The sequence below is a fragment of the Ekhidna sp. genome (assembly GCF_965247405.1).
Taxonomy (GTDB): domain Bacteria; phylum Bacteroidota; class Bacteroidia; order Cytophagales; family Cyclobacteriaceae; genus Ekhidna.
Genome location: NZ_OZ252014.1, coordinates 2,238,255 through 2,260,498 on the forward strand (window position 1 = coordinate 2,238,255; position 22,244 = coordinate 2,260,498).

Consider the following 22,244-nt stretch of genomic DNA (forward strand, 5'->3'; position numbering starts at 1 on the left):
ATCATGAGAAAAATTCTAGTAGTGTTGATGAGCGCTGGTTATTTAGTTGCGTCTGCACAAAATCTATCAGACAAGACAAATGCAATAAGCTTAAACCTCGTCGAATCCAAAACCTCGGAGAGTTTGCCAAAAATTGAATGGCAGCACCCTAAAATGAACCATACGAATAGTAAGGGAAATAAGGTGGCGATCAATACCATTATTAATTCTGAAAAATTAATCAAGAAGTTGACATTGACTATTGCCAATGATAAGACCGGAAAGGTGATGACCTCTCGTGATTTTGATATCGATACCATTACCTATCAGTTCAATGTTGACCAATCACTCTGGCTACCAAATGGAACTTCTTCCATTCAGATTTCCGCAACAAATATTGATGGGGTGACTGTGTCTTCAACCCGAAGGATATCTGTAGGGAAAGATGTGATGGAGGACTTGTTGGCGATTGATCGTAAGGACTATGCATTACTCTTTGCTACCGATAGATACGATTATTGGGATGATTTGGTAAACCCTATTGATGATGCACATGCGATTGGGAAAACACTAGAAGATTTGTATGGATTTGAAGTGGAGATCGTGGAAAATGCCTCTCTGGAAGAGGTGTGGGGAAAATTGCGTGAATACAGCGACAAAAGATTCGGACCTCAAGACCAATTGATGATATTTTTTGCAGGTCACGGCCACTATGACGAATCTTTTGGTGAGGGTTATGTAGTAGCTTCTAACTCACTAAACAATGACAAAGCCCGCACCTCCTATATTTCGCACAACAGACTGAGAGGAGTAGTTGATAATATTTCTTGCGAGCACATTCTACTGACTATGGATGTCTGCTTCGGCGGTACGCTTGATCCCAGTATTGCCCGAAACCGCGGACCTAAATCTTATGAGGTTTCAGTTTCTGATATGTTAGCCAGAAAATTTCAGAAGAAAACCAGAAAATACCTGACCTCTGGAGGAAAGGAATATGTTTCGGACGGGATACCGGGCAAGCATTCTCCATTTGCCAGCAAACTCCTGGAGGCGTATAAAACTGAAGGAGGAGATGACAGGGTGCTAACCATGTCAGAGATTCAGGTAAATATGGAGAACCTGGCTCAGGTTCCAAGATTTGGTGCTTTTGGTGCGGATGAGGCTTTAAGTGATTTTGTTTTTATCGCTCGCTAGAAAGAAAAAACCCCGGCGATCTTTCGTCGGGGTATTAGCTATTCACAAATCATCTCGCCATGATCTGTGAGGTGCTGAAATTATCTTGCATCATCTAATGCATCTATAAGTTTGGTATTGGCCTGCTTAAGCACATTCATTGCATCTGTATAATATTTATCGGGATCGACTTTTATTTCGAGTGTAGCCCTTCCATAGCGTCCAAGATCTGTTTTGTTCTTTGTAATTAATTCACCGGGGGCTCCTGACTCGACATAGATATGCTTGTTAATTTTCAGCTCTGCTTTTTTATTGGGTTTTTCCCATCCTTCGATACCTGATCTCCACCAAACCTGGATCCCCGGAAGAAAGGCAACCTTCGTTTTGGTATAGATCTCATTCATAAAGCTATTTTTTGCTGTGTTTGCATTGGCTTGAATGTAACCTGAGTTGATAATGTAATTCACATTGATTGGCTTCCCTCCACTTTCTTTAGCTGCCAGACCAACTTGCGATTGGTTTTTGTAGATGATAAAGGGTTGTCCATTTGGAGATGCCGTAATTGTGGAGATGGCACTAAAGGCTTGATAGTGGTCAACATCCACGGCAAAGTTCTCTGTTCTTTTTATGTATCGAAGCATATTTTTCTTCACCTTATCTTCAACGACATACCTGGATACATCAAAACCCTTAGCCTCCAATTTGGAAATAAAATCTGCGTAAGCTTCATTCGTAATTTTTTGCATGAGCTCCTTAGAAAGACCATTCGTCTCAACTTTCAAAGCTGATTTTGCACCTGAAAAATTGGTGCGTGATTGAGTGGATGCTGTCTTGGCTTCCGAAGTAGTAAAACTCACAGTAAACTCTGCAAGATTTACCTGGTCCATTCCTTTAAAAAATTTCTTGTTGTCAATGAATAGCTCATCTTGAGCAATTGTTGCTGAGGCAATCAATAAAATGACTGTAAATGATAAAATTTTGTTCATGGCGATAATTTTTTGAATTAATAATGATTCAAAATTCACCTTGGGAGAGGAAGGATGCTATCCCGTTTTAAGGGCAAATTGATATACCGTGAAACCCGTAGAAAACCCCTTAGCAAAGGCTGAAGAGGGCTTAGGATTCAATTGTTGAGAAGTATTGGATTAATTTTCAAGAGCTACAGCTACATCTGTAAATGTTCCCGAAAGGGTTGAAGTAGTTGCTCCAGTGCTCTGTCCATTCCATACGAACGAACCTGACATTAACCCATTTGCTCGATCCACTTTTGAAAAAGTAACTGTAAGCACTCCAGTAGCTGGAGCATTCATGTCACCATTGAAGGTCATAGAATCCTCGTCGTAATCTTTGCCGATTTCAAATCGATAGTTCTGACCACCTACTGAAAATCTTTGATTGTTGTACTGATTTGATCTTGCACGGATTCCATACCTCTCACTTCCATTGTCAAACTGGATGGCAAAAAAGATATTTTCTCGTGTATAGGTCACTCCATTTGAACTGAGTGTTTGGATGTCGTAAGAATCAAGTACGACTTGAAAACATTCACCGTTCACCTGACCATTTAGTCCGCAGGTTTCGTCTTCTCCACAAGAGAATATGAATAATTGTGATAAACTAATGAATAAAAGCGCTACTTTTCTCATCTTTTTTATCTCAAAGATCAGCTCCTATGACGAATGAAACCATCCTGTGAAAGCGGTAAATGATATACCATAAATCCCGTATAGAGTGATCAAATAAGGTTATTTGCGTAGGCAAATTTGATAAGGCCAACCAGGTTGTTGGTGCCAGTCTTTCGAAAGATGTTTTTTCGGTGTGTTTCTACTGTGCGCTCACTGATGAATAATTCTTCAGCCATCTGCCTATTGGTATATTCCTGCGCAATTAGTTTAAGAATTTCACGCTCCCGATCGGTTAGAAGCTTTTGTTCTTCAACCCCATTAAGGCCTTTCATGAGCATGGTATTTACATCCGAGCTTAGATATACTTTTCCTTTCTTGACGGCTCGAACAGCATTAACTAATTCTTCATGGGAGTCTTTTTTAAGGATATAGCCGTCTACTCCCTCTTTCAGGATTTCCTTAATCAGGTGTCTCTCATCATGCATACTGAGGACGATGATTTTAGTTTCCGGATATTTCTGTTTTACCCTTCGTACCAGGAAAAGACCATCATTGTCGGGGAGGTTATAATCGGTGATTAGCAGGTCAATATTTTTTTGGGTGAAGGCATCAAGCGTCTCCATGACAGAACCAGCGGAACCAACGATTTCAATGCCATCTTCAACAGAAAGAATTTTAATCAGTCCTCCAAGGAGTACTGCGTGATCGTCGGTCAGAAAAATTTTCATCTGTGCAGGTTTCTCACTCCTAATGAAAGATAGTAAATTCATTTGTCTTCCTTCTTGGCTTTTGGAAAAGGATACTCCAAAAGAGCAAAACGAATGCAACGGATACTATACCACCTTGATGGTATTTTGATCTAAAGACTTGATATCAGAAGGCTCAAGCGTGGCAGGAGCATTTACTATCAAAGTGTTTCCTTTGATTCCTGTTTGGGTTTCTAATTCTAATGCTCCATTTATTAGGCTCGCACGTGTGTTGAGGTTTTTCCATCCATTACCATCACCGGCAAGGAGTAGGTTTTTATCAAATCCGGCTCCATCATCTTCAATCAGAAGTGTAATCTCATCATCATCTTTGGTGATTTGTAATGTGATTATTTGAGCAGATGAATACTTTATTATGTTATTTATCCACTCTTGCGAAATGCGATAAAGCGATATTTCCTGTATCTCCGAGAGCCGTTTTTCCAGTCCAAAAACATTCAGCTCGATAGATAACTTTCCGGAATGGTTTATTCGTTCGATAAATTCTTGCAGCCCGCTTTCCAAGCCATATTTAATCAATGTTTGTGGCATCAGATCAAAACAGATGTTTTTGAGTTCTTCATACATCTCATCGATCACTTTAGAAGATTCCTCAAATACCTTTTGACGATCATTAGGCTTAGATCCTTCTATGAGGCTTTTTAGATTCATATTTAGAATGGAGATCATCTGACCAAATCCATCGTGTAGGTCGCGTGCATACCTTGCCCGCTCATTTTCCAGTGAAGAGATAGTCGCATTTATTTCTGCCTCTTTTGCTTTGAGCTTTTCTTGTTGAATAGCGAGTAATTGCTTTTTCTTCACTCTATTTCGCCAAAGCAATCCGATGATGAGCAGTAGAATAAGTAAAAGGGTAGAAGCAAACAGCAAAATGCGGTTTTGTATAAGCTCAGCTTTTTGTTCAGCTAATTCAGCATCCTGAAGTGCAAGCTGCTGTTCTTTTTTTTCTGTTTCATACTCCGTCTCCATCCTTGCTATCACCTCAGCTCGGTCTTTTTGGAAAATGGAGTCTTTGATTAAATAATATTTTGATTGATAGTCAAGTGCCTTTCGTAGCTCCCCCTGCTTTTCGGCTATTTGGTACTGTGCTAAGTAGGAATCCCGCTTTTTTTCAAAACTGTTACTGCTATCGGCATACATCTCAGCTAACTTTAGATAATAGCGAGAAGAATCCCAATGATTGAAATGAGACTGAATGATACCTAAATTGTTAAGAACCGTGGCAAGGTCATAATGGTGGTAGTCTCCAATGCTTTTCTTTTGGATCTTGTAAGATTTCATCAAGCTTTGATAAGCCTCCCTGTATCTTTCTTGTTTGAGTAATGTATTCCCTTGATTGTTGTAGATAGGCCCCAGTTCAGCTGAACCTTTCAAACTCTTTATGGCAAGAATTTTATCATAGTAGGCAAGCGCACTATCCGGTTTGTTCCAATCATCAAAATTTATGGCGATAGAATTAAGTATATATAACTGATGAAGATTGATGGCTCTACTGTGATTTTTCCATACCTGTAGCGCCTGCTTACCCGATCGAATCCCAAGTTCGTACTGCTCAAAGTCATGGTGAATAAATGCGCGCTCCGTCAAGTATCTTGCTATCTGAGCCGTGTCGTTCATTGAAACGACCAAATGATAAGCTTCAAGGCAATATTCCAATGCTTTATCCAGAAGTCCTTTATCTCGATTAATAATCATGAGACGATGAAAAACCTCTTTTCTATCCTGTTTATTTGAATCCGGAATGTATTCAAGTGCCAGGAGGCCATGGTGTTCAGCACTGTCCAAGTCGCCATGATTGGTCTGATGAATCATTAGATAGTAGTGATAAACTCCTTCTTGGTCATTACTATTAATGACCGATTTCGCTTTATCAAAGTAATGATTTGCACTATCGACATCCAGGGCTTTATTGAGATAGGCTCTTAGCCTCGAGTTCTGATCCTTTTGAGGCAAAAGAGGTAAACTGATAAAAAGAAATAATAAAGTGACGTATCTCACAGGTTAAAAATAAAAAAAGCGAATATCCCTGTGGACATTCGCCTCAATTGTTTTCTCTAAGTAAGAGATTTACTTCTCAAACTCCATGATCGTCTTTTCAATAATATCGCAGCAATCATGCAGCTGCTCTTCGGTCATCACCAATGGTGGAGCGAACCGAATGATATTACCATGAGTAGGCTTAGCCAGTAGTCCATTTTCTTTTAGTTGAACACAAATATCCCACGCAGTTGAACTCTCCTCGTCATCGTTAATAACAATGGCGTTGAGAAGGCCTTTCCCTCTTACAAGTTTCACAAGGTCAGTCTTCTCAATCATTTTGTTCATTCGATCTCTGAAGATATCTCCGAGTCTTCTCGCATTTTGGGTAAGCTTCTCGTCTCGAATAACATTCAGAGCTGCAACTCCTACCGCACCAGCCACGGGGTTTCCACCAAAGGTGGATCCATGGGTGCCTGGCTCTATGACATTCATCACTTCATCATTTGCCAATACCGCAGATACGGGGTAGGCTCCTCCTGAAAGCGCTTTACCCAAAATCAGGATATCTGGTTGAGTATAGGTTTCTTGTTTTTCACAATGTCCTTCACAAGAGCAATCACCACATACTCTCAGTAAGGCACCCGTTCTGCCGATTCCGGTTTGAACTTCGTCAGCAATGAATAGCACATTGTTCTTTTCGCAAATTTCTTTCGCTTTTTTGATGTACCCCCCATCAGGGACCATCACGCCTGCCTCACCCTGGATGGGCTCTACCAGGAATCCTGCAATATTTTTTCCTTGAATTGCTTGCTCCAGCTCGTCCAAATTATTGTAGGAGATGCGGATAAATCCGGGTGTATACGGCCCGAAATTTTTATTTGCAACCGGATCATTTGAGAAAGATACAATGGTTGTTGTTCTTCCGTGAAAATTGTTGTCACAAACTATGATCTGCGCCTGATTCTCAGGAATGCCTTTCTTCTCGTACGCCCACTTTCTACAAATTTTGATAGCTGTCTCTACGGCTTCAGCACCGGTGTTCATAGGCAGCACTTTGTTAAAACCGAAATATTCAGTGATGAATTTTTCATATTGACCTAAGACGTCATTGTAAAAAGCTCTTGAGGTGAGAGTTAGCGTCTCTGCCTGGCGTGTCATGGCACCAACAATTGCTGGATGGCAGTGTCCCTGATTCACAGCTGAGTATGCAGATAGAAAATCATAATATTGCTTTCCCTCTACATCCCATACATGTACACCATCGCCTTTGGCTAAAACAACCGGAAGTGGATGATAATTATGTGCTCCGTGTTTATCCTCCAGATTTATTAATTCCTCACTGGAAAGTGTTTTATTTTCTATCATAATTTTGCTGTTTATCTGTTCAATGCAAGATTAATCATTTAGGCCCTGAGGCACAATTTAAAAGTGGCTTTACAACCCGAAGACTACTATATAAACAAAGATGGACTGATGGTGTTCACTGAGCAATATCATCTAAAGCGAGGCTATTGCTGTGGGAATGCCTGCTTGCATTGTCCATTTAATCATGAAAATGTCAAACAATAGTTTGCATATTGTGTTGAAATCCCGATATTTGCACTCCATTTTTGAAAACGGACGAGAAAGATGTCAAAAGTTTGCGATATAACCGGTAAGAGACCTCAGGTAGGGAACAACGTTTCTCACTCAAATAACAAAACGAAAAGAAGATTTAATCCAAATCTTCAGAAGAAGAGATTTTACATTCCTGAGGAGGATAAGTGGATCACATTGAAAGTGTCTACTTCAGCATTAAGAACCATCAATAAGAATGGCATTACCTCTGTGCTAAAGAAAGCGCGTGCCAATGGCATGGTGATCAAATAAGATCGACAGTTGAAAAAATTTTGATCCCGACCATAGTGTCGGGATTTTTTTTGCCTTTTATCCTAGTAATTCACCAATTCTGGATAGAAATGAAAAAGCAGACACCTTACTCGCTATCTTTAGCCAGAAGTTAAATTACTATGATACCTATGAAGAAGATACTTACCCTGATTTTGTTAGCTGGAACACTACTTTCATTTGCCCAGAATGAACTACCCGCTGATTTTTTATCCAGCGAGTTTCACCAGGAACGGAGAGGTCTTGTAAGGGAAAAAATGCCAGCCAATTCGGTAGCTGTATTTTTTGCGAATCCAGTAAGAAATCGTGCCAATGACGTAGACTATGTCTATCACCAGGATCCAAACCTGTACTACCTGACTGGCTATAAAGAACCGCATGCAGTGCTCTTGATCTTTAAAGCAGAGCAAGATGGCCCGGAAGGGAGCTACAATGAGATATTTTTCATCCAGCCCAGGAATGCCATGGCGGAGATGTGGACCGGACGAAGAATGGGGATTAGCGGTGTTAAAGACAAGCTTGCATTTAATCAGGTATTCAACAATACCGAGTTTGAGGATTATAACATTGACTTTTCAAAATTTGATAAGGTACTTTTCTACGACTTCTACAATGATGTACGTGACACAAATGCGGAAGGAGACTTGTATGATTTAATTGCCTCATTTAAGCAGAAAGCCGGATACCCTACAGAAGGAGATTTAACGATTGAGTCTTCTGCCAATAATCTGGATATGGAAACACTTGATCAGATTATGAAAGACCTGAGAGGCATCAAAACGGAAGAAGAACTTGAACTCTTGAGAAAGGCAGTAGATATTTCGTGTATTGCACAAGTGGAGGTAATGAAAGCCATGAAGCCGGGCATGAGTGAATTAGAGATTCAAGGCCTGCATGAATTTATTTTCAAAAAATACAAGGCAGAGTATGAGGGTTATCCGTCAATTGTAGGAGCTGGAAATAACGGATGCATTCTTCATTACATTGAAAATTACAAGCCGGAAATTTCCAGTGATGAAATGATCCTCATGGATTTGGGAGCGGAGTATCACGGATACACAGCAGATGTGACTCGCACCATTCCTGTAGATGGTAAATTCTCTCCAGAAGAAAAGGTCATTTATGATCTGGTTTACAAAGCACAGGATGAAGCCATAAAGGCATGTAAGCCGGGTGTTAATATCAGAAAAGACCTGGATTTTGCGATAGCAAGACGGATCATCAATGAAGGGTTAGCAGAGTTGGGAATAATTGATAGCGCGAATCAGCGCCACCTTTACTATCCACATGGCTTGGGCCACCACATTGGCTTAGATGTTCATGATAAAGGAAACTATGAATATCTGGAACCTGGAATGGCTATCACCATTGAGCCAGGTATTTACATACCTGAGGGCGCAAAATGCGATGAAAAATGGTGGGGTATCGCCGTGCGGATAGAAGATGATGTGCTAATTACTGAAGATGGCTATGAGCTACTTTCTGACATTGCACCGAGAAAAAGTGAAGAGATAGAAAAGATGATGCAAGAGTCAAGTCCGCTTGATGCATTTGTGTTGCCAGCGCTTGACGAGGATTAAAGTAATACTACTTAAACAGCACTTCCTATGAAGAAATCATTTTATGCATTGGTTGTTCTAGCCAGTATTCAAGTGAGCGGGCAGACAGCCATCTTTGATAAGCAAGATACCTATACGCGTCAAGACACGCTCAGGGGATCAATTACTCCGGAGCGAGCGTGGTGGGACCTCAAGTACTATGATTTGTTTGTTTCTGTAGATCCGGAAAACAAGTTCATTTCCGGAAAGAATACCATAACATATGAAGTGCTGGAATCTGCAAAAGTCATGCAAATTGACCTGCAGGAGCCGATGCAAATAACCAGGGTTACTCAGGGTGGTACTGAACTGGAAGTCATCCATGAGGGAAATGCTCATTTTATTCAGCTACCGGCTCAAAGCAAAGGGTCGGAAGGGAAGGTGACGATACATTTCGAAGGCAACCCAAGAGAAGCGGTACGTGCACCGTGGGATGGAGGTTATTCCTGGAAAAAGGATGAAAATGGCAATCACTTTATCGCTACTTCAAACCAAGGAATTGGGGCAAGCCTTTGGTGGCCATGCAAAGATCATATGTACGATGAGCCCGACGATGGGATGACGCTTAGTATTCAGGCTCCTGAAAAACTTACAGCAGTAGGAAACGGCAGGCTTGAAAAAATAAAAAAGAATAAGGACGGCACTCGCACTTTTATCTGGAAAGTGGTGAGCCCCATCAATAACTATGGAGTCAATGTAAACATCGGAGACTATGTCAACATATCGTCCAAATATGGGGGGGAGAAAGGAAAGCTTGATGTTGATTTTTGGGTTCTGAGCTATAATAAGGATAAAGCCAAGGAGCATTTCGATGATGCTTTTCGAACACTTGAAGCACTGGAGCACTGGTTTGGCCCATACCCGTTTTATGAGGATAGCTATAAGTTGGTAGAGGTTCCGTACCTGGGAATGGAGCATCAAAGTTCGGTCACCTATGGTAATCAATATCTGAAAGGCTACCTGGGGCAAGACCTTAGTGGGACCGGGTGGGGCTTGAAATGGGATTACATTATCATTCATGAAACAGGTCATGAGTGGTTTGCCAATAATATCACCTACAAGGATGTTGCAGATATGTGGATACATGAGGGCTTTACTACCTATTCAGAGAGCTTGTTTGTAGAATATTTCTATGGCAAGGAAGCGGCATCTTCCTATACACAAGGATTGAGGTTAGGCATTCAAAACAGTGAGCCAATTATTGGGGATTATGATGTCAATAGTGAAGGCTCCAAGGATATGTATCCGAAAGGAAACAACCTTCTTCATACTGTAAGACAGGTAGTGAATGATGATGCTAAATGGAGGGAGATATTAAGAGGCCTTAATAAAGAATTCTACCATCAGACAGTAACAACTTCGGAAGTGGAATCCTACATTTCAGACAAATCCGGATTTGATCTCTCAAATGTTTTTGACCAATATCTGAGAGATGCCAGAATTCCGGTCTTCGAGTATGCGATAATGGATAACCGTTTGATTTACAGATGGACGAATTGTATTGAATCGTTTGATATGCCGATAAGGGTTAAAATTGGAGATAAAGAAACATCACTAAATCCAAACTCTTCATTTCAGCTAATGGAAATTTCCGATCAAAACCTGTCCATAAGCGATGATTATTATGTCTATGTAAATGAGGTGAAGATCAACAAAGTGCCGGAGTAAAATATATAGAAGATTAATTTTCTGAATGTTTCATTAGAAGCTTGAAATTTTCTACATTTGCACTCCTTTTTGGAAAAGACAAAATAAAATGGCGAAGAAAGGAAATAGAGTCCAGGTAATTCTTGAGTGCACAGAGCACAAAAACAGTGGTCTTCCAGGCACAAGCCGGTACATTACCACCAAGAACAGAAAAAACACTCCTGATCGAATCGAGTTGAAGAAGTACAACCCGATCATGAGAAAGTATACCGTACACAAAGAAATAAAGTAAACCATGGCAAAGAAAGTAGTAGCAACTCTTAAGCAACCAGGTGGAGCGAAATACGCTAAAGTGATCAAAGCGATCAAGAACGACAATGGATCTTACTCTTATAGAGAGGAGATGGTTCTTGAAGGTGATGTGAAAGACACGATAGCTAAGTAAGAAATTAAATCCTAAAAGAAGGAAGGCCGCTCCGACGCTCACGTCAGGGTGGCTTTTTTTATATTCACACCTATCACCTAATCCAAACAAATCCATGGGTCTAAAAAGCTTTTTCTCCAAAGACAAAAAAGAGTCTCTCGACAAGGGGCTGGAAAAGTCCAAACAGAACTTTTTCACAAAGCTCAACAAGGCGGTAGTCGGTAAATCCACCGTCGATGCGGGTGTGTTGGATGAACTGGAGGAAGTGTTGATTACCTCAGATGTGGGTGTTGAAACTACAGTCAAAATCATTGATCGGATAGAGGAACGCGTAGCGAAGGATAAATACCTGAACACATCAGAGCTCAATCAAATTTTGCGAGAGGAGATTGCCGGACTCCTTTCTGAAAACAACACAAAAGACCTGGTTGATTTTGATATTCCAAAAGTGGAAGGCCCCTATGTCATTTTGGTAGTAGGCGTGAATGGTGTGGGTAAAACCACAACCATTGGGAAGCTGGCTGCACAGTTTAAAGCTTTGGGTAAAAATGTAATTCTCGGCGCGGCAGATACTTTTCGAGCAGCTGCAGTGGATCAACTAATCATGTGGGGTGAGCGTGTGGGTGTGCCAGTTGTATCTAAAGGAATGAATACGGATCCTGCTGCTGTAGCATTTGAAGCCGCAAAGCGAGGAAAAGAGGAAAATGCCGATGTGGTGATCATAGACACTGCAGGAAGGTTGCATACCAAAGTGAACTTGATGAATGAGCTTTCTAAGATTAAGAACGTAGTGCAAAAATTCATTCCGGAGGCACCACACGATGTGATGCTGGTTTTGGATGGAAGCACTGGTCAGAATGCATTCATACAAGCAAAGGAATTTACTAAGGCAACTGAGGTTTCTTCCCTTGCTGTGACCAAATTGGATGGGACTGCCAAGGGGGGTGTAGTGATCGGAATATCCGATCAGTTCAAAATCCCGGTGAAATACATTGGTGTTGGGGAAAAAGTTGAGGATCTACAAGTTTTTAATAAGACGGAGTTTGTGGACTCTTTCTTTAAGAATTAAGCACATTTGATTTCCTAATCCACTACGGGTGCTCCACCAACAATTTGCTTTTGTTGGACCTCTTGCAGAGACTCGGGAGTCATCACAAACGAAAACTTCGCAAAGTCACGGAAAACTTTTACTTCTGAACATATTCCATTGGTATATGTATAAATATTGGTTCCGTCTGGTGATTCCATTTCGTAGACATGATCGCCTACTTTTTCAAACGCAAGATAATCTCCGAATTGTGGAGAAAAGACTTTCTGACCATCCTTTGGCTCTTCGTAGTAGATTGTTGCCACTGAGTATTTTATTGGCGGTTTGAAATTAGTTCGGCTTCCGTTCAGGTCAAGCGTATATTTCTCACCATCAAACCATATGGTCGACTTCTTTTGTGTGTTGCCATTCAGCTTATTGTGGGTGTACTCATTTATCAGTTTTCCATACTGGTATTCACTGGTTGATTCATAGTTTACTGTGAATGAGAAAAGGATTCGAAATGTCACTTCGCTGTTAATCTCATACTTCACGCCATTTTCAGACTGCTGCCTATACACGGTCATATCACCAAGTTTTTTACTTCCCTTTATTACTTCGTAGTGAAGTGTTTGAGAGAGTGCTACCTGGCTGACAATTAAAAAGAATAGTGTGGTTAGTGAACTTTTCATTGAATTGAAATCATTAGCTTAATGACACGAATGGTTCCAAATTGTTTCCGCTCAAGATAGATTAAAATCCTTAACTCATGCGATATAAGAAAATTAGTTTTAAAAATTCTGAAGGACAAGAGCTTTCCGGAAGGCTGGATTTCCCATTAATTGGAAAGCCAAAGGCATTTGTGCTGTTTGCACACTGCTTCACGTGCTCTAAAAATTTGAAATCGGTAGATCACATTAGTCATTCATTCACACAGCAAGGTATGGCTATTCTACGGTTTGATTTTACAGGTTTAGGTCAAAGTAAAGGAGATTTTGCTGATACCAACTTTTCTTCAAACCTCTCTGATCTAAAAGATGCTTATGAATTTTTGGAAGATAACTATGAAGCCCCACAAATTATGGTTGGACATTCGCTGGGGGGTGCGGCAGTTCTTCATGTTTCCGGCGAGCTGGACAATGTAAAGGCAGTTGCTACTATAGGAGCTCCTTCTACTCCAGATCATGTTACTCATTTGCTGGATAAAGGAAGAAAAGAGTTAGAGGAAAAAGGAGAGGCAGAGGTGAACATAGGAGGTCGAACCTTTAAAATGAAGAAGCAATTTTTGGACGATTTGGAGGAAAAGGAAAGAGATGGTGTAATCAAGAACCTCAAACGCTCGCTACTGGTGATTCACTCACCGCAAGACAACATCGTAGGAATAAATAATGCCCAGGAAATCTACGAACAAGCCATGCACCCCAAAAGCTTCGTATCGCTGGATGGAGCCGATCATCTCATGCAAAAAGAGGAAGATGCAAAATACGTGGGTTCTATAATTTCCAGCTGGGCGAGTAGATACATTGAAGTGAAAGACCAGGATGAAGCACCGGAAGGAGAAGTGTGGACAAGGGTTGGAGAAAAAGGATTCACAACGGAAGTAATCGCTGGCAGACATCAAATGATAGCGGATGAACCACCAAGTGTGGGTGGAGATGATTACGGACCAACTCCCTACGGATATTTGCTCTCCGGGCTAGGAGCCTGCACTGCCATGACTTTGCGCATGTATGCAGATCACAAAAAGATTGACTTGAAGGAGGTGGAAGTGAAGCTCACGCATGACAAGGTCCACTTAAAAGATGGTGAAAACAGCGAGAGCTCAAAAGGAAAGATTGATCAAATCAAACGAAAGATAAAACTGACGGGAGACCTAACAGACGATCAGCGAAAGCGATTGATCGAGATTGCTGACAGATGTCCGGTTCATAAAACGTTGGAAGGAAAACCGGATATTTTGACTGAGGAGGTCCAATAATTATTGCAGCCAATCTAGCTTTTGAAGTAGTTCTTCTTTATGTGAGCGACTGATTGGAAGTTCCACTTCACCAAGCATGATCATATTGTCTTGTGTGTCGATAGAGGTGACATGATTCAAGTTGACGGTGTACTTACGATGTATGCGCATGAAATCCCCAGGGGGGAGTTTTTCTTGTACATCTCCCATACTCATGCGGAGAACATATTTTTTTCCATTTCTGGTATATACGGTACTGTATCGGTCTTCTACTTCAAGGTAGATAATATTGGCTATTTCAATCTTCTCCAGCCGGTGACGGTTTTTGATGAAAAGTGACGTCTCAAAAACCACATCTTCCTGCCATTCCGTATCTTTTTCTAGATTCCCAACAGCCAGCTCGATCGTCCGCTGTAGGTTTTCGGCATCAAATGGTTTGGTTATGTAAGCGTATGGTTTGGTAGATTTTGCACGATCAAATGTCGCTTGATCTTCAAACGATGTGATGAAAATTACAGGTGCAGGATGTTCTAATGATGCCGCTAAATCAATCCCGTTCATGGAGCCATTTACCTTCACATCCATTAATAGTATATCGGGTTTTTTCTGTTCTATTTCTGTCTTAGCTGTATCACTATTGTCTGAAATCCCGGCTAGTGTGTAATCAAGTTCATCCACCAGCATTTCCAGCTGGTTGGCATAGAGTTCTTCGTCCTCGAGGATGTATATGGATAATTTTGACATCAGGCTGCCTTTGGTAGGTTAAATGAAAAGGTAGACCCTTCGCCTTCTTTGCTTGCGACGTGTATGCTACCATGATTCAGTTCTACTAATTCTTTGCAAAGCACGAGACCCAGACCTGTTCCTTTTTCACCCATGGTTCCTTGTTTACTCTCTTTTTCCAAGTCAAAAATTCTGGGAATCATCTCTGTTGAGATTCCTGTTCCTGTATCATTAATCAAGATGCTGGCGTGATCTTCCTGATCCTGCACATCCACAACAATTGTCCCTCCCGGTTCAGTAAACTTTAATGAGTTTGAAATTAGATTCCTTAAAATGGTAAGTACTGCTTTATCATCAGCATAAACAAAGGCAGGAGCCTCAATGTTGTTTTTGAGTATGACTCCTTTTACGTCGGCCAACGGAGTTAATAAATCAATGACGGATTCAACGGAGGCTTTCATGTCTACTTTTTTTGGATGATAAGGGATCATTCCATTTTGGAGTAGTGCCCAGTTTAGCAAATTATCAAGCAATTCATTCAGCTTTTTTGTGGTGTCACTAATTCCTCTAGATAGTTGTTCCAATCTGTCAGTATTTCCTTTTTTTAAAAAGTAATCCACCTGATCGCCCACACCTTGTAGCCCAATTAAAGGACTTCTCAAATCATGCGCAATAATTCCAAAAAATTTGTCTTTGGTTTGATTCAGTTGGGTGAGCTGTTGGTTTTGGCTCTGTGTTTTGGCTTTTACTTTTCTCAAACTGAAATACAGGTAAATCATTAAACCGATAATGATCAAAAGAAAAGCTCCTACGATGAGAAATAAATTGTTCCTGCTTTCAAGTAGGCGAGCATTCTCCTCCGCCAACTCTTTGTCTCGCTGGTAGCTAAAAATACCTTGCCTGACTTGTTCTTCTTTTAATTTAGCTGTGGCGCTGGTCGTAAACAAACTGTCATAAAGTTTGAAATAGACAACATGGTTAGCATATGCTTCTTGCATGTCATTAGCAGCAGCACCAATGTCACTTAATAGCTTATAGCAATCCATTGAAAGATCTCGATCTTTTAAATCAAAGGCCAGATTCAGTGCATTATTAGCATAAAATTTGGAAGAATCATATTCCGATTGCAGCAGGAAGTTGTCCGCTATATCGAATGTCACACGAGCATTGAATAGCTTGTTTGACGCACTGCTAATTTGAAGTGCTTCGTTTAAATACAGGTGTGCTTTGATGAAATCTCCGGTTCGTTTGGCGTACATACCACGCATACGCGCGAAGAGCGCTTCAATCTTTTGGTCAGTGATTTGTTTGACTAATCCTTCAGCTTTATCTAAGTATTTTTTTGACTTCTTTAAGTCAATTTGAGCCTCTAGCATCAGAAAAATGCCACTTGCATGTACATAGGTTGACGCTAAGTATAAAGTGTCCTTGGTTTTTGTGTAGTATCGAATGTTGTCCTCTGTTAGCTGTTCTGCAAGCTCGTATTCACTCATTCTTACCAGTGTAGGAATCATGGTTTCATTCACCCGATGAATGTCCTTTTCGAAACCCAACTCTTCGAATAGTAATCTTGATTTTTGAAAATCTGAGACTGCCTGATTAAGATTGCCAATTTCAGCATAGAGCTTTCCGGTTTGTGAATACATCCAGGCGGTCATGTCTTTATTATTTAGCTTTTCCATTAGATCCAGTGCCTCAATCTTTACTGTAAGTGCACTAGATATATTCCCTTGCATCACATGTAGATCACCAATGTAGTTCAAGGTGTTGGCTGTATGCATTTCAGCACCTAAATCGAGGGCGCTTCTTCGACCTATTTTGGGGTGAACAGGTGGGTTTTCTGTAAGCTGCTTAAAGTATTTAAGGGCAATTCTCAGATGTTTGAGTCCTTTTTCGTATTCACCTATTTGGCCATATACATGCCCTATGGTTTTATGCGTATTTCCCAGGGTTTTTATCGTGACAGTTTCATCTACCTCCTTCAGGGATTCCAAAATCAGCTCTATCGCTTTTTCGGGCTCTCCCTTTTCGAAATAATAGTTTTCTGCAAGCTGATAACGAGCGTATGCAAGTGCTTCTTGATTCTTTTCATGCCTAGCAATTTCTATCGCTTCCAAACATAGACGAATGGCTTTGTCGTCATCACTCTCTATTATATAGGCTTTAAGATTTTCCATGATGCGACCATATGCCGCAGCGATGGGGATTTCCTCCGTTCTCCCAATTTCATAAATGCGGGCAACTTGCTCGTCAGCTTTCTTAACGTCTCCATTGAAAAGATACAGGCGATAAAGTCCAATGCATAAATCAAGCTCATCCCATCCGGGCTCTGCGATGGGACGGTAGCTCTCTAAACTGTCAATGATTAGCTCTTGCTGAGATTTTTGAGCATACAGATTTAAACTAACAAAAATGAGAAGTGCTAAGGTGATCAGTCGGGTAATGTTCATGTAGATGGAATGAATTTCTAAAAATACCAGAATTCGTTCACAACATCAATCTCACCATTCACACGCTTGATACATAACCTCACGACCATTTCTCTCCATCAGTTTACATCAATGCCTAGGTTCGAGCTAAAACTACAATTACTTGATATGAAAACGTTAATTAAAATTAGTTTCATTGCTTTATTATTAGCAATGCTTGCAGCTTGTGGTGAGGATAAAGACAGTCCGGCACCAAACGATGTGGATGATGAGGAAGAAGTAGACACTACGGCACCCACTGTAGTCAGTATTTCTCCGGGAGATGAAGATACAGAAATAGGTATTGATGCACATATCGAAATCACCTTTTCAGAGGCAATTGATATCAACTCGGTAAGTGACAACACAATACAGCTAGGATGGTCAGGATCAAGCGCTATTGGTGCTGAAGTGATTGTTTCAGGAAATTTAATGACAATTGAACCATCATCTGATTTAGAGGGTAATACGGAATACACGCTCACTCTTACCACTGGTATAACCGACCTAGAGGGTAACGGACTGGCAGCTACTTTCACATCTTCTTTTACCACCGAAAATCTGGACAATGAGGCTCCAGTTTTGCAGTCATTTTCTATTGTAGATGGAGCGGTTAATATGAGCGTGTCAACAGGTGTAGTGCTGGATTTTTCTGAAGCGTTAGACGAAAATAGTTTGACAGGCAATATCGTACTGACGCATGTTCGGACTGCTGAAGTTGTTGATCTATCCCTGGAAGTGGATGGCGGTAGTGTAACTGTAACACCTGTTGATGATCTATTTGGAAACTCAGAATACCGCTTAGAAGTATTGACAGGCATTAAAGATCTGGCTGGAAATGCATTGGAGTCAGCTAAAAGCATTGGGTTTAAGACAGAGATGGTGCCACTTAATGTGCTGGATGTTAGCCCTTCCCACAACATGCTTGAGGTCGAGGTAGATGAAACGACGATTAGGATCACTTTTGATAGGGAAATCAATCCAGCATCTGTGGATGAAAACAAGCTCATTATAGAGGAGAGAAGCCTTTCTTCACCTGTCATTGTTTCCGGAACAGTAAGTGTAAACGGTTCGGAAATTTCATTTGTGGCAGATGAGCCCTGGAAAGAGTTTGACCAACATTATCAGATAAAAATCGGCGCTGGGATTGAGGATTATAATGGAAACTATTTGATGTATGCTGAAGCCTCCTCGTTCTACACGGTGACACTTAGTGAGTACTACTATTACCATATTGTGAATTCTGACGATTTGCAATTCGGAGAAGGTGTGGCGTTGACTGCTTCTGTTCCGAGTAAAGAACTAATAAGAACCAGACCCACAGTCCACACCCAAAAGCACTGGCGATTCACCAAAGTTGGTGACCAATATGTAATCACCAATAAATATTGGGGTACTGACTTGCCATTGGAGGCTTCATCAGCCGGGGACGGCAACAAATCATTCATTACAGGAACACCAGAGGGAGGGGGCTATTTCTCCGGTCAACTATGGGATGTCGCACACTTCGGAAGTGGAATTATGGGCTTCTACATTTCCAATCAGGGGGATGCGGCATGGTTTGACGGAAGCACATTCGATGTAGAGTTTGGGTCTGTCACAATGGATAGAAGATGGGAGCCTGCTCGTTTAGATAAAATACAGTAATTAACTATTAAGATGGTGAAGTACATGCTTCACCATCTTTCTTACTTGCAGTCAATATTTTGACATTCACGTCATTTCTGGTGCTGCTCACACCCATTTCTAAAATATTGACCTGCTACTCTTATAGTTTTAAATCATTGTTAATCGGAAAAAGATTTTCAGATCACTCTTAAACGATTTACTATTTTACAATGATCTAATTAAACCAATTGATATGAAAAAGCTATTTTTTGTTCTGTTCTTAATTCCAGCCACAGTGTGGTGCCAGTATACGGCTAAATCCACCATGTATGCTAATGGGAAAAAGATTATTGTCACAAACTGGGTACGAGGCTATGTCGAACTTGTAGGAGGGATCAGGAAAGAAGGAGAAATACAGTTGAAGGTTGTGGATTCCGATACTGTCGAAGTGCGGGTAAAACCAAATGGAGGTAAGAAAGAGAAGTACTTACGTGAGGAAGTGGATAAGTTTTATGGGGTGGTGCTAATTAGTGATGTAAAAAATGATTACAACAAGCCGTTTAAGAACTTTCACCCAGGTAAAATCTATTTTAGCACGGGCGAAGAACGAGTGGGTAAAGTGGCTGGTATGACACGAGATGCTCATGAAATTGATGGCTCCAAAATTTATGGACCAGCTGGAGTGAAATTCGCTAATGAAAGAGATGAGGTTGCTATTTATAAAGCGATAAGCAGTGATGTGGTCTATTATATTCAAACAATAGACGGGTCTGATAATCATTATATCTGTGTTGGTCGTCAATACATTCAGGTAGGCAACCCTACCGGTAGATTTAGCTATTTTCAGAATCCTAGCCCAACTCATGTAAGAGATGGAGCAACTCACTTGGTAAAATCAAGTATTGAATCAGTGAAAGAAGAGCTGGCTGAGGAGGCTGCTGAAGCAGCTGCCAAGAAAAGCATTGAAGAAAGCCAGAAAAGAGGAGAGGATATTGGGACATCCATTGGAAATGCCACTGTTGCTGCTATGAATGCAAGCAGCATGGTAAATGAAGCTTTAACACCGGATCCCGATGGAGCGATTTATTTTGAAGAGTACTACATAGTGGATAATGAAACGGGAACCAGGAGTGTGATATACAAGAAAAATGTAGATGAGGTATTGTCTGAATTACTAGAGGGTTGTGGAGTAGACGACCAGATTTCAGATGTCACTAATGGAATAAAAGACTTGACTGAGGTGATGGTCTTTTTGGAAGAGAATGCATGTGACTAATAATAAAAAAGGCAGCTCCTGGCTGCCTTTTACATATCATCTTCATATTTATCTTCAAAGTCTTCTTTGACTTCATCTCTTAAATTACCATCCTCATCATAGTCATCGTCTTCCTCGATGAGCTCTTTAGCTTCATCCCGAGTCATTTTCACTAAATAATATTTATCCTCTGTTTCAAAAGGCAGGCCACTTTGATACTTACCTTCTTTATTCACAAATTTGATCAAGTGATCTTCAAAGCCTTCCGGGTAGGCTAGTTTTATTTGTTCCTGAATTTCAACATCCAATGCTTCGAAAGCTTTAAGGATTCGTGGCTTATTATTCATGAGACTAAAGTAGAAATTTTTGGGAAAAATATAGGCTAAAGAAAACTTCACCTAAAAAATTGGAAATTATTCGTCGTGAATTTTACTCCGGTTTTCTTTGGGGTTGATCGATTACCCGGTCAAAAATCCGCTTGACCTGTAGATCACCAAAACCATAAATTGGCGCTCGTTTGACAAACTCTCTGAATACAGTCCCAAAATCGGTGGTCGACCTTTCTTCTATTATTTGCTTTATAATTTGTTCCGGATGATTCGGTCCTCCCGATGTTCGATCAAAGTGAGCTTCAATGGCACGCATGATAAATGGGAAGTCCGTGTGAGTCTGAACACCCAACTTTAACAGCCTTTCTATGTCATCATTTCTGTATGCGAACCATAGCAACGCCAACTGATTGACCTGAATGGGAGTTACAGGTTTTCGGTTATTAAATGCCTTTATCAATTCAACTTTGTTCAGTCCTCCAAATCCATACTCAAGGTTGGTATTTGGTCTTATTAGATAAACTTTGACATTTTTTTGGTAAATGAGACTGCAAACAAACCAGAGATTCGTTTGGCAGAACAGGTCATCCTCAAACCAAAGGTTTACCTCACCACTTTCAATTCCTGTTATTTTAGAAATTTCAGGTATGGTCTGTTTGGCGTAATCATCCAGCCCATAGGTTTCGGAAATAAATTTTTGACGGAGCTGATATAGCTCTTTTAACGAGCGGGCATTGACCGGTCCATCTACCATACATTCCCTGGCAACAATAATTTCGCCTTCAATCTGACCAGTTGGGAGCTGATCTTTGAGTGCATCGCCATTGAGGATGTGGTAAGTCAATTTTGTGTTTTTAGTTTTTCAATAAAATGATCGATAGGCTTGTCCAACTCATAAATGATACGCAATCTAAGATACGGGGACCATATAGAAAGAACCTTGATACCACCTAGTGTAATTAGATTGAAAACGAAAATTGGCTTAGCAAACAAGAACAGATTTGTTTTATATGTTTCCCAAATAAATTCACCTGTATTTATCCATTCAATAGATAACAATATCATGGCTATCATTGAAGCTATCATCATAGCAAGTCCAAAGGCTATTGATAAATAATTACCTAAGTAAAGGATCTTTTTCATGTCTAACGCTTCAGAACATGAAAGTAATAAAATCTAAGCGGATTCTTCTATTACTACTTCTTCTTCCTCTTTCTTAAAATACCTTTTCTGGAAAATGATAATAAAACAGATAGCTACAAAGATGGATGCATCAGCTACGTTGAAAACGGGCCAAAGTGCCATGTAATCCCCACCTAATAGCGGAATCCAGTTTGGCAGATAGCCCTCCCAGATATCGATGTAAAACATATCGATCACCTGACCATGAAACCAAGGACTTGGGGCATCATAGGGTGCATTGTCAAACCAGATGCCATAGAAAACGGAATCTACCAGATTACCGATGGCTCCACCAAGAATCAAGGCAATGCAGATGATCAAGCCTGTATTGGCTTGCTTTTGGATCAGTGAGTAGAGGTAATAGCCAATGGCTATCATCGCGCCAATTCTAAATACGGTCAGGATCAGCTTTCCATATTCAAAATTCAGCTTCATTCCGAAAGCCATGCCGGGATTAGTGAGGTAATGGAGCTTAAACCACTCACCAAAAATCAGGATTTGTCCGTGGGTTCCCATATCCATATTGTAGTGTACAACTACTTTCACTATCTGATCCAGGATGATAACAACAAGGCTGATTAGGAAATATTTGAGTACCTGATTTTTCATTGAAAG

Annotated in this window: 23 protein-coding genes; 11 read left to right on the forward strand and 12 right to left on the reverse strand. The window is 40.6% G+C overall.

Annotated elements, in window-relative coordinates; translation table 11 throughout:
• Window positions 1-3 precede the first annotated feature (3 nt).
• Window positions 4-1,173, forward strand: a complete 1,170-nt coding sequence (locus ACP14Y_RS10145) for a caspase family protein (RefSeq protein WP_424962848.1) — start codon at window positions 4-6, stop codon at window positions 1,171-1,173.
• Between the two features lie 80 nt (window positions 1,174-1,253).
• Here the strand turns inward: ACP14Y_RS10145 and ACP14Y_RS10150 are convergent, their stop codons facing one another.
• The 5 genes from ACP14Y_RS10150 to rocD form a co-directional block, all read right to left on the reverse strand.
• Window positions 1,254-2,138 (reverse strand): hypothetical protein, encoded by an 885-nt coding sequence (locus tag ACP14Y_RS10150; protein WP_424962849.1) that lies wholly within the window; start codon window positions 2,136-2,138, stop codon window positions 1,254-1,256.
• Window positions 2,139-2,297: 159 nt separating this feature from the next.
• On the reverse strand, window positions 2,298-2,798 hold the full coding sequence (locus ACP14Y_RS10155) for a hypothetical protein (protein ID WP_424962850.1): 501 nt from the start codon (window positions 2,796-2,798) through the stop codon (window positions 2,298-2,300).
• A gap of 89 nt (window positions 2,799-2,887) precedes the next feature.
• Complete coding sequence (locus tag ACP14Y_RS10160) at window positions 2,888-3,505, reverse strand: response regulator (protein ID WP_424962851.1); 618 nt, start codon at window positions 3,503-3,505, stop codon at window positions 2,888-2,890.
• A gap of 105 nt (window positions 3,506-3,610) precedes the next feature.
• Window positions 3,611-5,542, reverse strand: coding sequence for a tetratricopeptide repeat-containing sensor histidine kinase (locus ACP14Y_RS10165; RefSeq protein ID WP_424962852.1), 1,932 nt, complete (start codon window positions 5,540-5,542; stop codon window positions 3,611-3,613).
• Window positions 5,543-5,611: 69 nt separating this feature from the next.
• Window positions 5,612-6,889, reverse strand: coding sequence for an ornithine--oxo-acid transaminase (gene rocD, locus ACP14Y_RS10170; protein WP_424962853.1), 1,278 nt, complete (start codon window positions 6,887-6,889; stop codon window positions 5,612-5,614).
• 63 nt (window positions 6,890-6,952) lie between these two features.
• On the opposite strand from rocD, the gene ACP14Y_RS10175 reads away from it, so the two are divergent.
• The 7 genes from ACP14Y_RS10175 (at window position 6,953) to ftsY (ending at window position 12,149) form a co-directional block, all read left to right on the forward strand.
• On the forward strand, window positions 6,953-7,093 hold the full coding sequence (locus ACP14Y_RS10175; protein WP_424962854.1) for a DUF5522 domain-containing protein: 141 nt from the start codon (window positions 6,953-6,955) through the stop codon (window positions 7,091-7,093).
• Window positions 7,094-7,153: 60 nt separating this feature from the next.
• The gene (gene rpmB / locus ACP14Y_RS10180; protein WP_424962855.1) at window positions 7,154-7,393 is read left to right on the forward strand and encodes a 50S ribosomal protein L28; all 240 of its coding nucleotides are present in this window, start codon (window positions 7,154-7,156) and stop codon (window positions 7,391-7,393) included.
• 149 nt (window positions 7,394-7,542) lie between these two features.
• Window positions 7,543-8,991 carry an aminopeptidase P family protein gene (locus ACP14Y_RS10185; RefSeq protein WP_424962856.1) on the forward strand — a complete coding sequence of 483 codons (1,449 nt, stop codon included), beginning with the start codon at window positions 7,543-7,545 and terminating at the stop codon, window positions 8,989-8,991.
• Window positions 8,992-9,018: 27 nt separating this feature from the next.
• Entirely contained in the window at window positions 9,019-10,677 is a 1,659-nt protein-coding gene (locus tag ACP14Y_RS10190; protein ID WP_424962857.1) for a M1 family metallopeptidase, read from the forward strand.
• An 88-nt stretch (window positions 10,678-10,765) separates the two neighbouring features.
• A complete protein-coding gene (gene rpmG / locus ACP14Y_RS10195; RefSeq protein ID WP_349565761.1) occupies window positions 10,766-10,948 on the forward strand; it encodes a 50S ribosomal protein L33 in 183 nt (60 codons plus the stop codon).
• A gap of 3 nt (window positions 10,949-10,951) precedes the next feature.
• Window positions 10,952-11,101, forward strand: coding sequence for a DUF4295 family protein (locus ACP14Y_RS10200; protein WP_349565759.1), 150 nt, complete (start codon window positions 10,952-10,954; stop codon window positions 11,099-11,101).
• 94 nt (window positions 11,102-11,195) lie between these two features.
• Window positions 11,196-12,149 carry a signal recognition particle-docking protein FtsY gene (ftsY, locus tag ACP14Y_RS10205; RefSeq protein ID WP_424962858.1) on the forward strand — a complete coding sequence of 318 codons (954 nt, stop codon included), beginning with the start codon at window positions 11,196-11,198 and terminating at the stop codon, window positions 12,147-12,149.
• Window positions 12,150-12,163: 14 nt separating this feature from the next.
• On the opposite strand, the gene ACP14Y_RS10210 is transcribed toward ftsY, so the two are convergent.
• Window positions 12,164-12,799: a DUF6134 family protein gene (locus tag ACP14Y_RS10210; protein ID WP_424962859.1), complete on the reverse strand. Its 636-nt coding sequence runs from the start codon at window positions 12,797-12,799 to the stop codon at window positions 12,164-12,166.
• Window positions 12,800-12,876: 77 nt separating this feature from the next.
• Here ACP14Y_RS10210 and ACP14Y_RS10215 point away from each other — a divergent pair, with 77 nt between their 5' ends.
• Window positions 12,877-14,085 carry an alpha/beta fold hydrolase gene (locus tag ACP14Y_RS10215; RefSeq protein WP_424962860.1) on the forward strand — a complete coding sequence of 403 codons (1,209 nt, stop codon included), beginning with the start codon at window positions 12,877-12,879 and terminating at the stop codon, window positions 14,083-14,085.
• On the opposite strand, the gene ACP14Y_RS10220 is transcribed toward ACP14Y_RS10215, so the two are convergent.
• Window positions 14,086-14,808: a LytR/AlgR family response regulator transcription factor gene (locus ACP14Y_RS10220; RefSeq protein ID WP_424962861.1), complete on the reverse strand. Its 723-nt coding sequence runs from the start codon at window positions 14,806-14,808 to the stop codon at window positions 14,086-14,088.
• The gene (locus ACP14Y_RS10225) at window positions 14,808-17,237 is read right to left on the reverse strand and encodes a tetratricopeptide repeat-containing sensor histidine kinase (protein WP_424962862.1); all 2,430 of its coding nucleotides are present in this window, start codon (window positions 17,235-17,237) and stop codon (window positions 14,808-14,810) included. The genes ACP14Y_RS10220 and ACP14Y_RS10225 overlap by 1 nt, the downstream gene beginning before the upstream one ends.
• 147 nt (window positions 17,238-17,384) lie before the next feature.
• On the opposite strand from ACP14Y_RS10225, the gene ACP14Y_RS10230 reads away from it, so the two are divergent.
• Together ACP14Y_RS10230 and ACP14Y_RS10235 are read left to right on the forward strand one after the other, a co-directional pair.
• Window positions 17,385-18,902: an Ig-like domain-containing protein gene (locus ACP14Y_RS10230; RefSeq protein WP_424962863.1), complete on the forward strand. Its 1,518-nt coding sequence runs from the start codon at window positions 17,385-17,387 to the stop codon at window positions 18,900-18,902.
• A 214-nt stretch (window positions 18,903-19,116) separates the two neighbouring features.
• A complete protein-coding gene (locus ACP14Y_RS10235) occupies window positions 19,117-20,139 on the forward strand; it encodes a hypothetical protein (RefSeq protein WP_424962864.1) in 1,023 nt (340 codons plus the stop codon).
• Between the two features lie 29 nt (window positions 20,140-20,168).
• Here the strand turns inward: ACP14Y_RS10235 and ACP14Y_RS10240 are convergent, their stop codons facing one another.
• From ACP14Y_RS10240 to ACP14Y_RS10255, 4 genes are all read right to left on the reverse strand, one after another.
• Window positions 20,169-20,465, reverse strand: coding sequence for a hypothetical protein (locus tag ACP14Y_RS10240; protein WP_424962865.1), 297 nt, complete (start codon window positions 20,463-20,465; stop codon window positions 20,169-20,171).
• A gap of 82 nt (window positions 20,466-20,547) precedes the next feature.
• Window positions 20,548-21,291 (reverse strand): DUF1835 domain-containing protein, encoded by a 744-nt coding sequence (locus ACP14Y_RS10245; RefSeq protein ID WP_424962866.1) that lies wholly within the window; start codon window positions 21,289-21,291, stop codon window positions 20,548-20,550.
• The gene (locus ACP14Y_RS10250) at window positions 21,288-21,590 is read right to left on the reverse strand and encodes a hypothetical protein (protein ID WP_424962867.1); all 303 of its coding nucleotides are present in this window, start codon (window positions 21,588-21,590) and stop codon (window positions 21,288-21,290) included. Before ACP14Y_RS10250 ends, ACP14Y_RS10245 begins: the two co-directional genes overlap by 4 nt.
• 33 nt (window positions 21,591-21,623) lie before the next feature.
• Window positions 21,624-22,238 (reverse strand): lipoprotein signal peptidase, encoded by a 615-nt coding sequence (locus ACP14Y_RS10255; protein WP_424962868.1) that lies wholly within the window; start codon window positions 22,236-22,238, stop codon window positions 21,624-21,626.
• Between the last annotated feature and the right edge of the window lie 6 nt (window positions 22,239-22,244).

What these genes read in the sequence shown, in the direction of transcription:
- ACP14Y_RS10210 (WP_424962859.1), bottom strand. Translation starts at nt 12,799, where the DNA reads ATGAAAAGTTCACTAACCACACTATTCTTTTTAATTGTCAGCCAGGTA.
- ACP14Y_RS10215 (WP_424962860.1), top strand. Translation starts at nt 12,877, where the DNA reads ATGCGATATAAGAAAATTAGTTTTAAAAATTCTGAAGGACAAGAGCTT.
- ACP14Y_RS10235 (WP_424962864.1), top strand. Translation starts at nt 19,117, where the DNA reads ATGAAAAAGCTATTTTTTGTTCTGTTCTTAATTCCAGCCACAGTGTGG.
- rocD (WP_424962853.1), bottom strand. Translation starts at nt 6,889, where the DNA reads ATGATAGAAAATAAAACACTTTCCAGTGAGGAATTAATAAATCTGGAG.
- ftsY (WP_424962858.1), top strand. Translation starts at nt 11,196, where the DNA reads ATGGGTCTAAAAAGCTTTTTCTCCAAAGACAAAAAAGAGTCTCTCGAC.
- ACP14Y_RS10150 (WP_424962849.1), bottom strand. Translation starts at nt 2,138, where the DNA reads ATGAACAAAATTTTATCATTTACAGTCATTTTATTGATTGCCTCAGCA.
- ACP14Y_RS10190 (WP_424962857.1), top strand. Translation starts at nt 9,019, where the DNA reads ATGAAGAAATCATTTTATGCATTGGTTGTTCTAGCCAGTATTCAAGTG.
- ACP14Y_RS10145 (WP_424962848.1), top strand. Translation starts at nt 4, where the DNA reads ATGAGAAAAATTCTAGTAGTGTTGATGAGCGCTGGTTATTTAGTTGCG.
- rpmB (WP_424962855.1), top strand. Translation starts at nt 7,154, where the DNA reads ATGTCAAAAGTTTGCGATATAACCGGTAAGAGACCTCAGGTAGGGAAC.
- ACP14Y_RS10225 (WP_424962862.1), bottom strand. Translation starts at nt 17,237, where the DNA reads ATGAACATTACCCGACTGATCACCTTAGCACTTCTCATTTTTGTTAGT.
- ACP14Y_RS10160 (WP_424962851.1), bottom strand. Translation starts at nt 3,505, where the DNA reads ATGAAAATTTTTCTGACCGACGATCACGCAGTACTCCTTGGAGGACTG.
- rpmG (WP_349565761.1), top strand. Translation starts at nt 10,766, where the DNA reads ATGGCGAAGAAAGGAAATAGAGTCCAGGTAATTCTTGAGTGCACAGAG.
- ACP14Y_RS10185 (WP_424962856.1), top strand. Translation starts at nt 7,543, where the DNA reads ATGAAGAAGATACTTACCCTGATTTTGTTAGCTGGAACACTACTTTCA.
- ACP14Y_RS10220 (WP_424962861.1), bottom strand. Translation starts at nt 14,808, where the DNA reads ATGTCAAAATTATCCATATACATCCTCGAGGACGAAGAACTCTATGCC.
- ACP14Y_RS10200 (WP_349565759.1), top strand. Translation starts at nt 10,952, where the DNA reads ATGGCAAAGAAAGTAGTAGCAACTCTTAAGCAACCAGGTGGAGCGAAA.
- ACP14Y_RS10230 (WP_424962863.1), top strand. Translation starts at nt 17,385, where the DNA reads ATGAAAACGTTAATTAAAATTAGTTTCATTGCTTTATTATTAGCAATG.
- ACP14Y_RS10255 (WP_424962868.1), bottom strand. Translation starts at nt 22,238, where the DNA reads ATGAAAAATCAGGTACTCAAATATTTCCTAATCAGCCTTGTTGTTATC.
- ACP14Y_RS10250 (WP_424962867.1), bottom strand. Translation starts at nt 21,590, where the DNA reads ATGAAAAAGATCCTTTACTTAGGTAATTATTTATCAATAGCCTTTGGA.
- ACP14Y_RS10155 (WP_424962850.1), bottom strand. Translation starts at nt 2,798, where the DNA reads ATGAGAAAAGTAGCGCTTTTATTCATTAGTTTATCACAATTATTCATA.
- ACP14Y_RS10240 (WP_424962865.1), bottom strand. Translation starts at nt 20,465, where the DNA reads ATGAATAATAAGCCACGAATCCTTAAAGCTTTCGAAGCATTGGATGTT.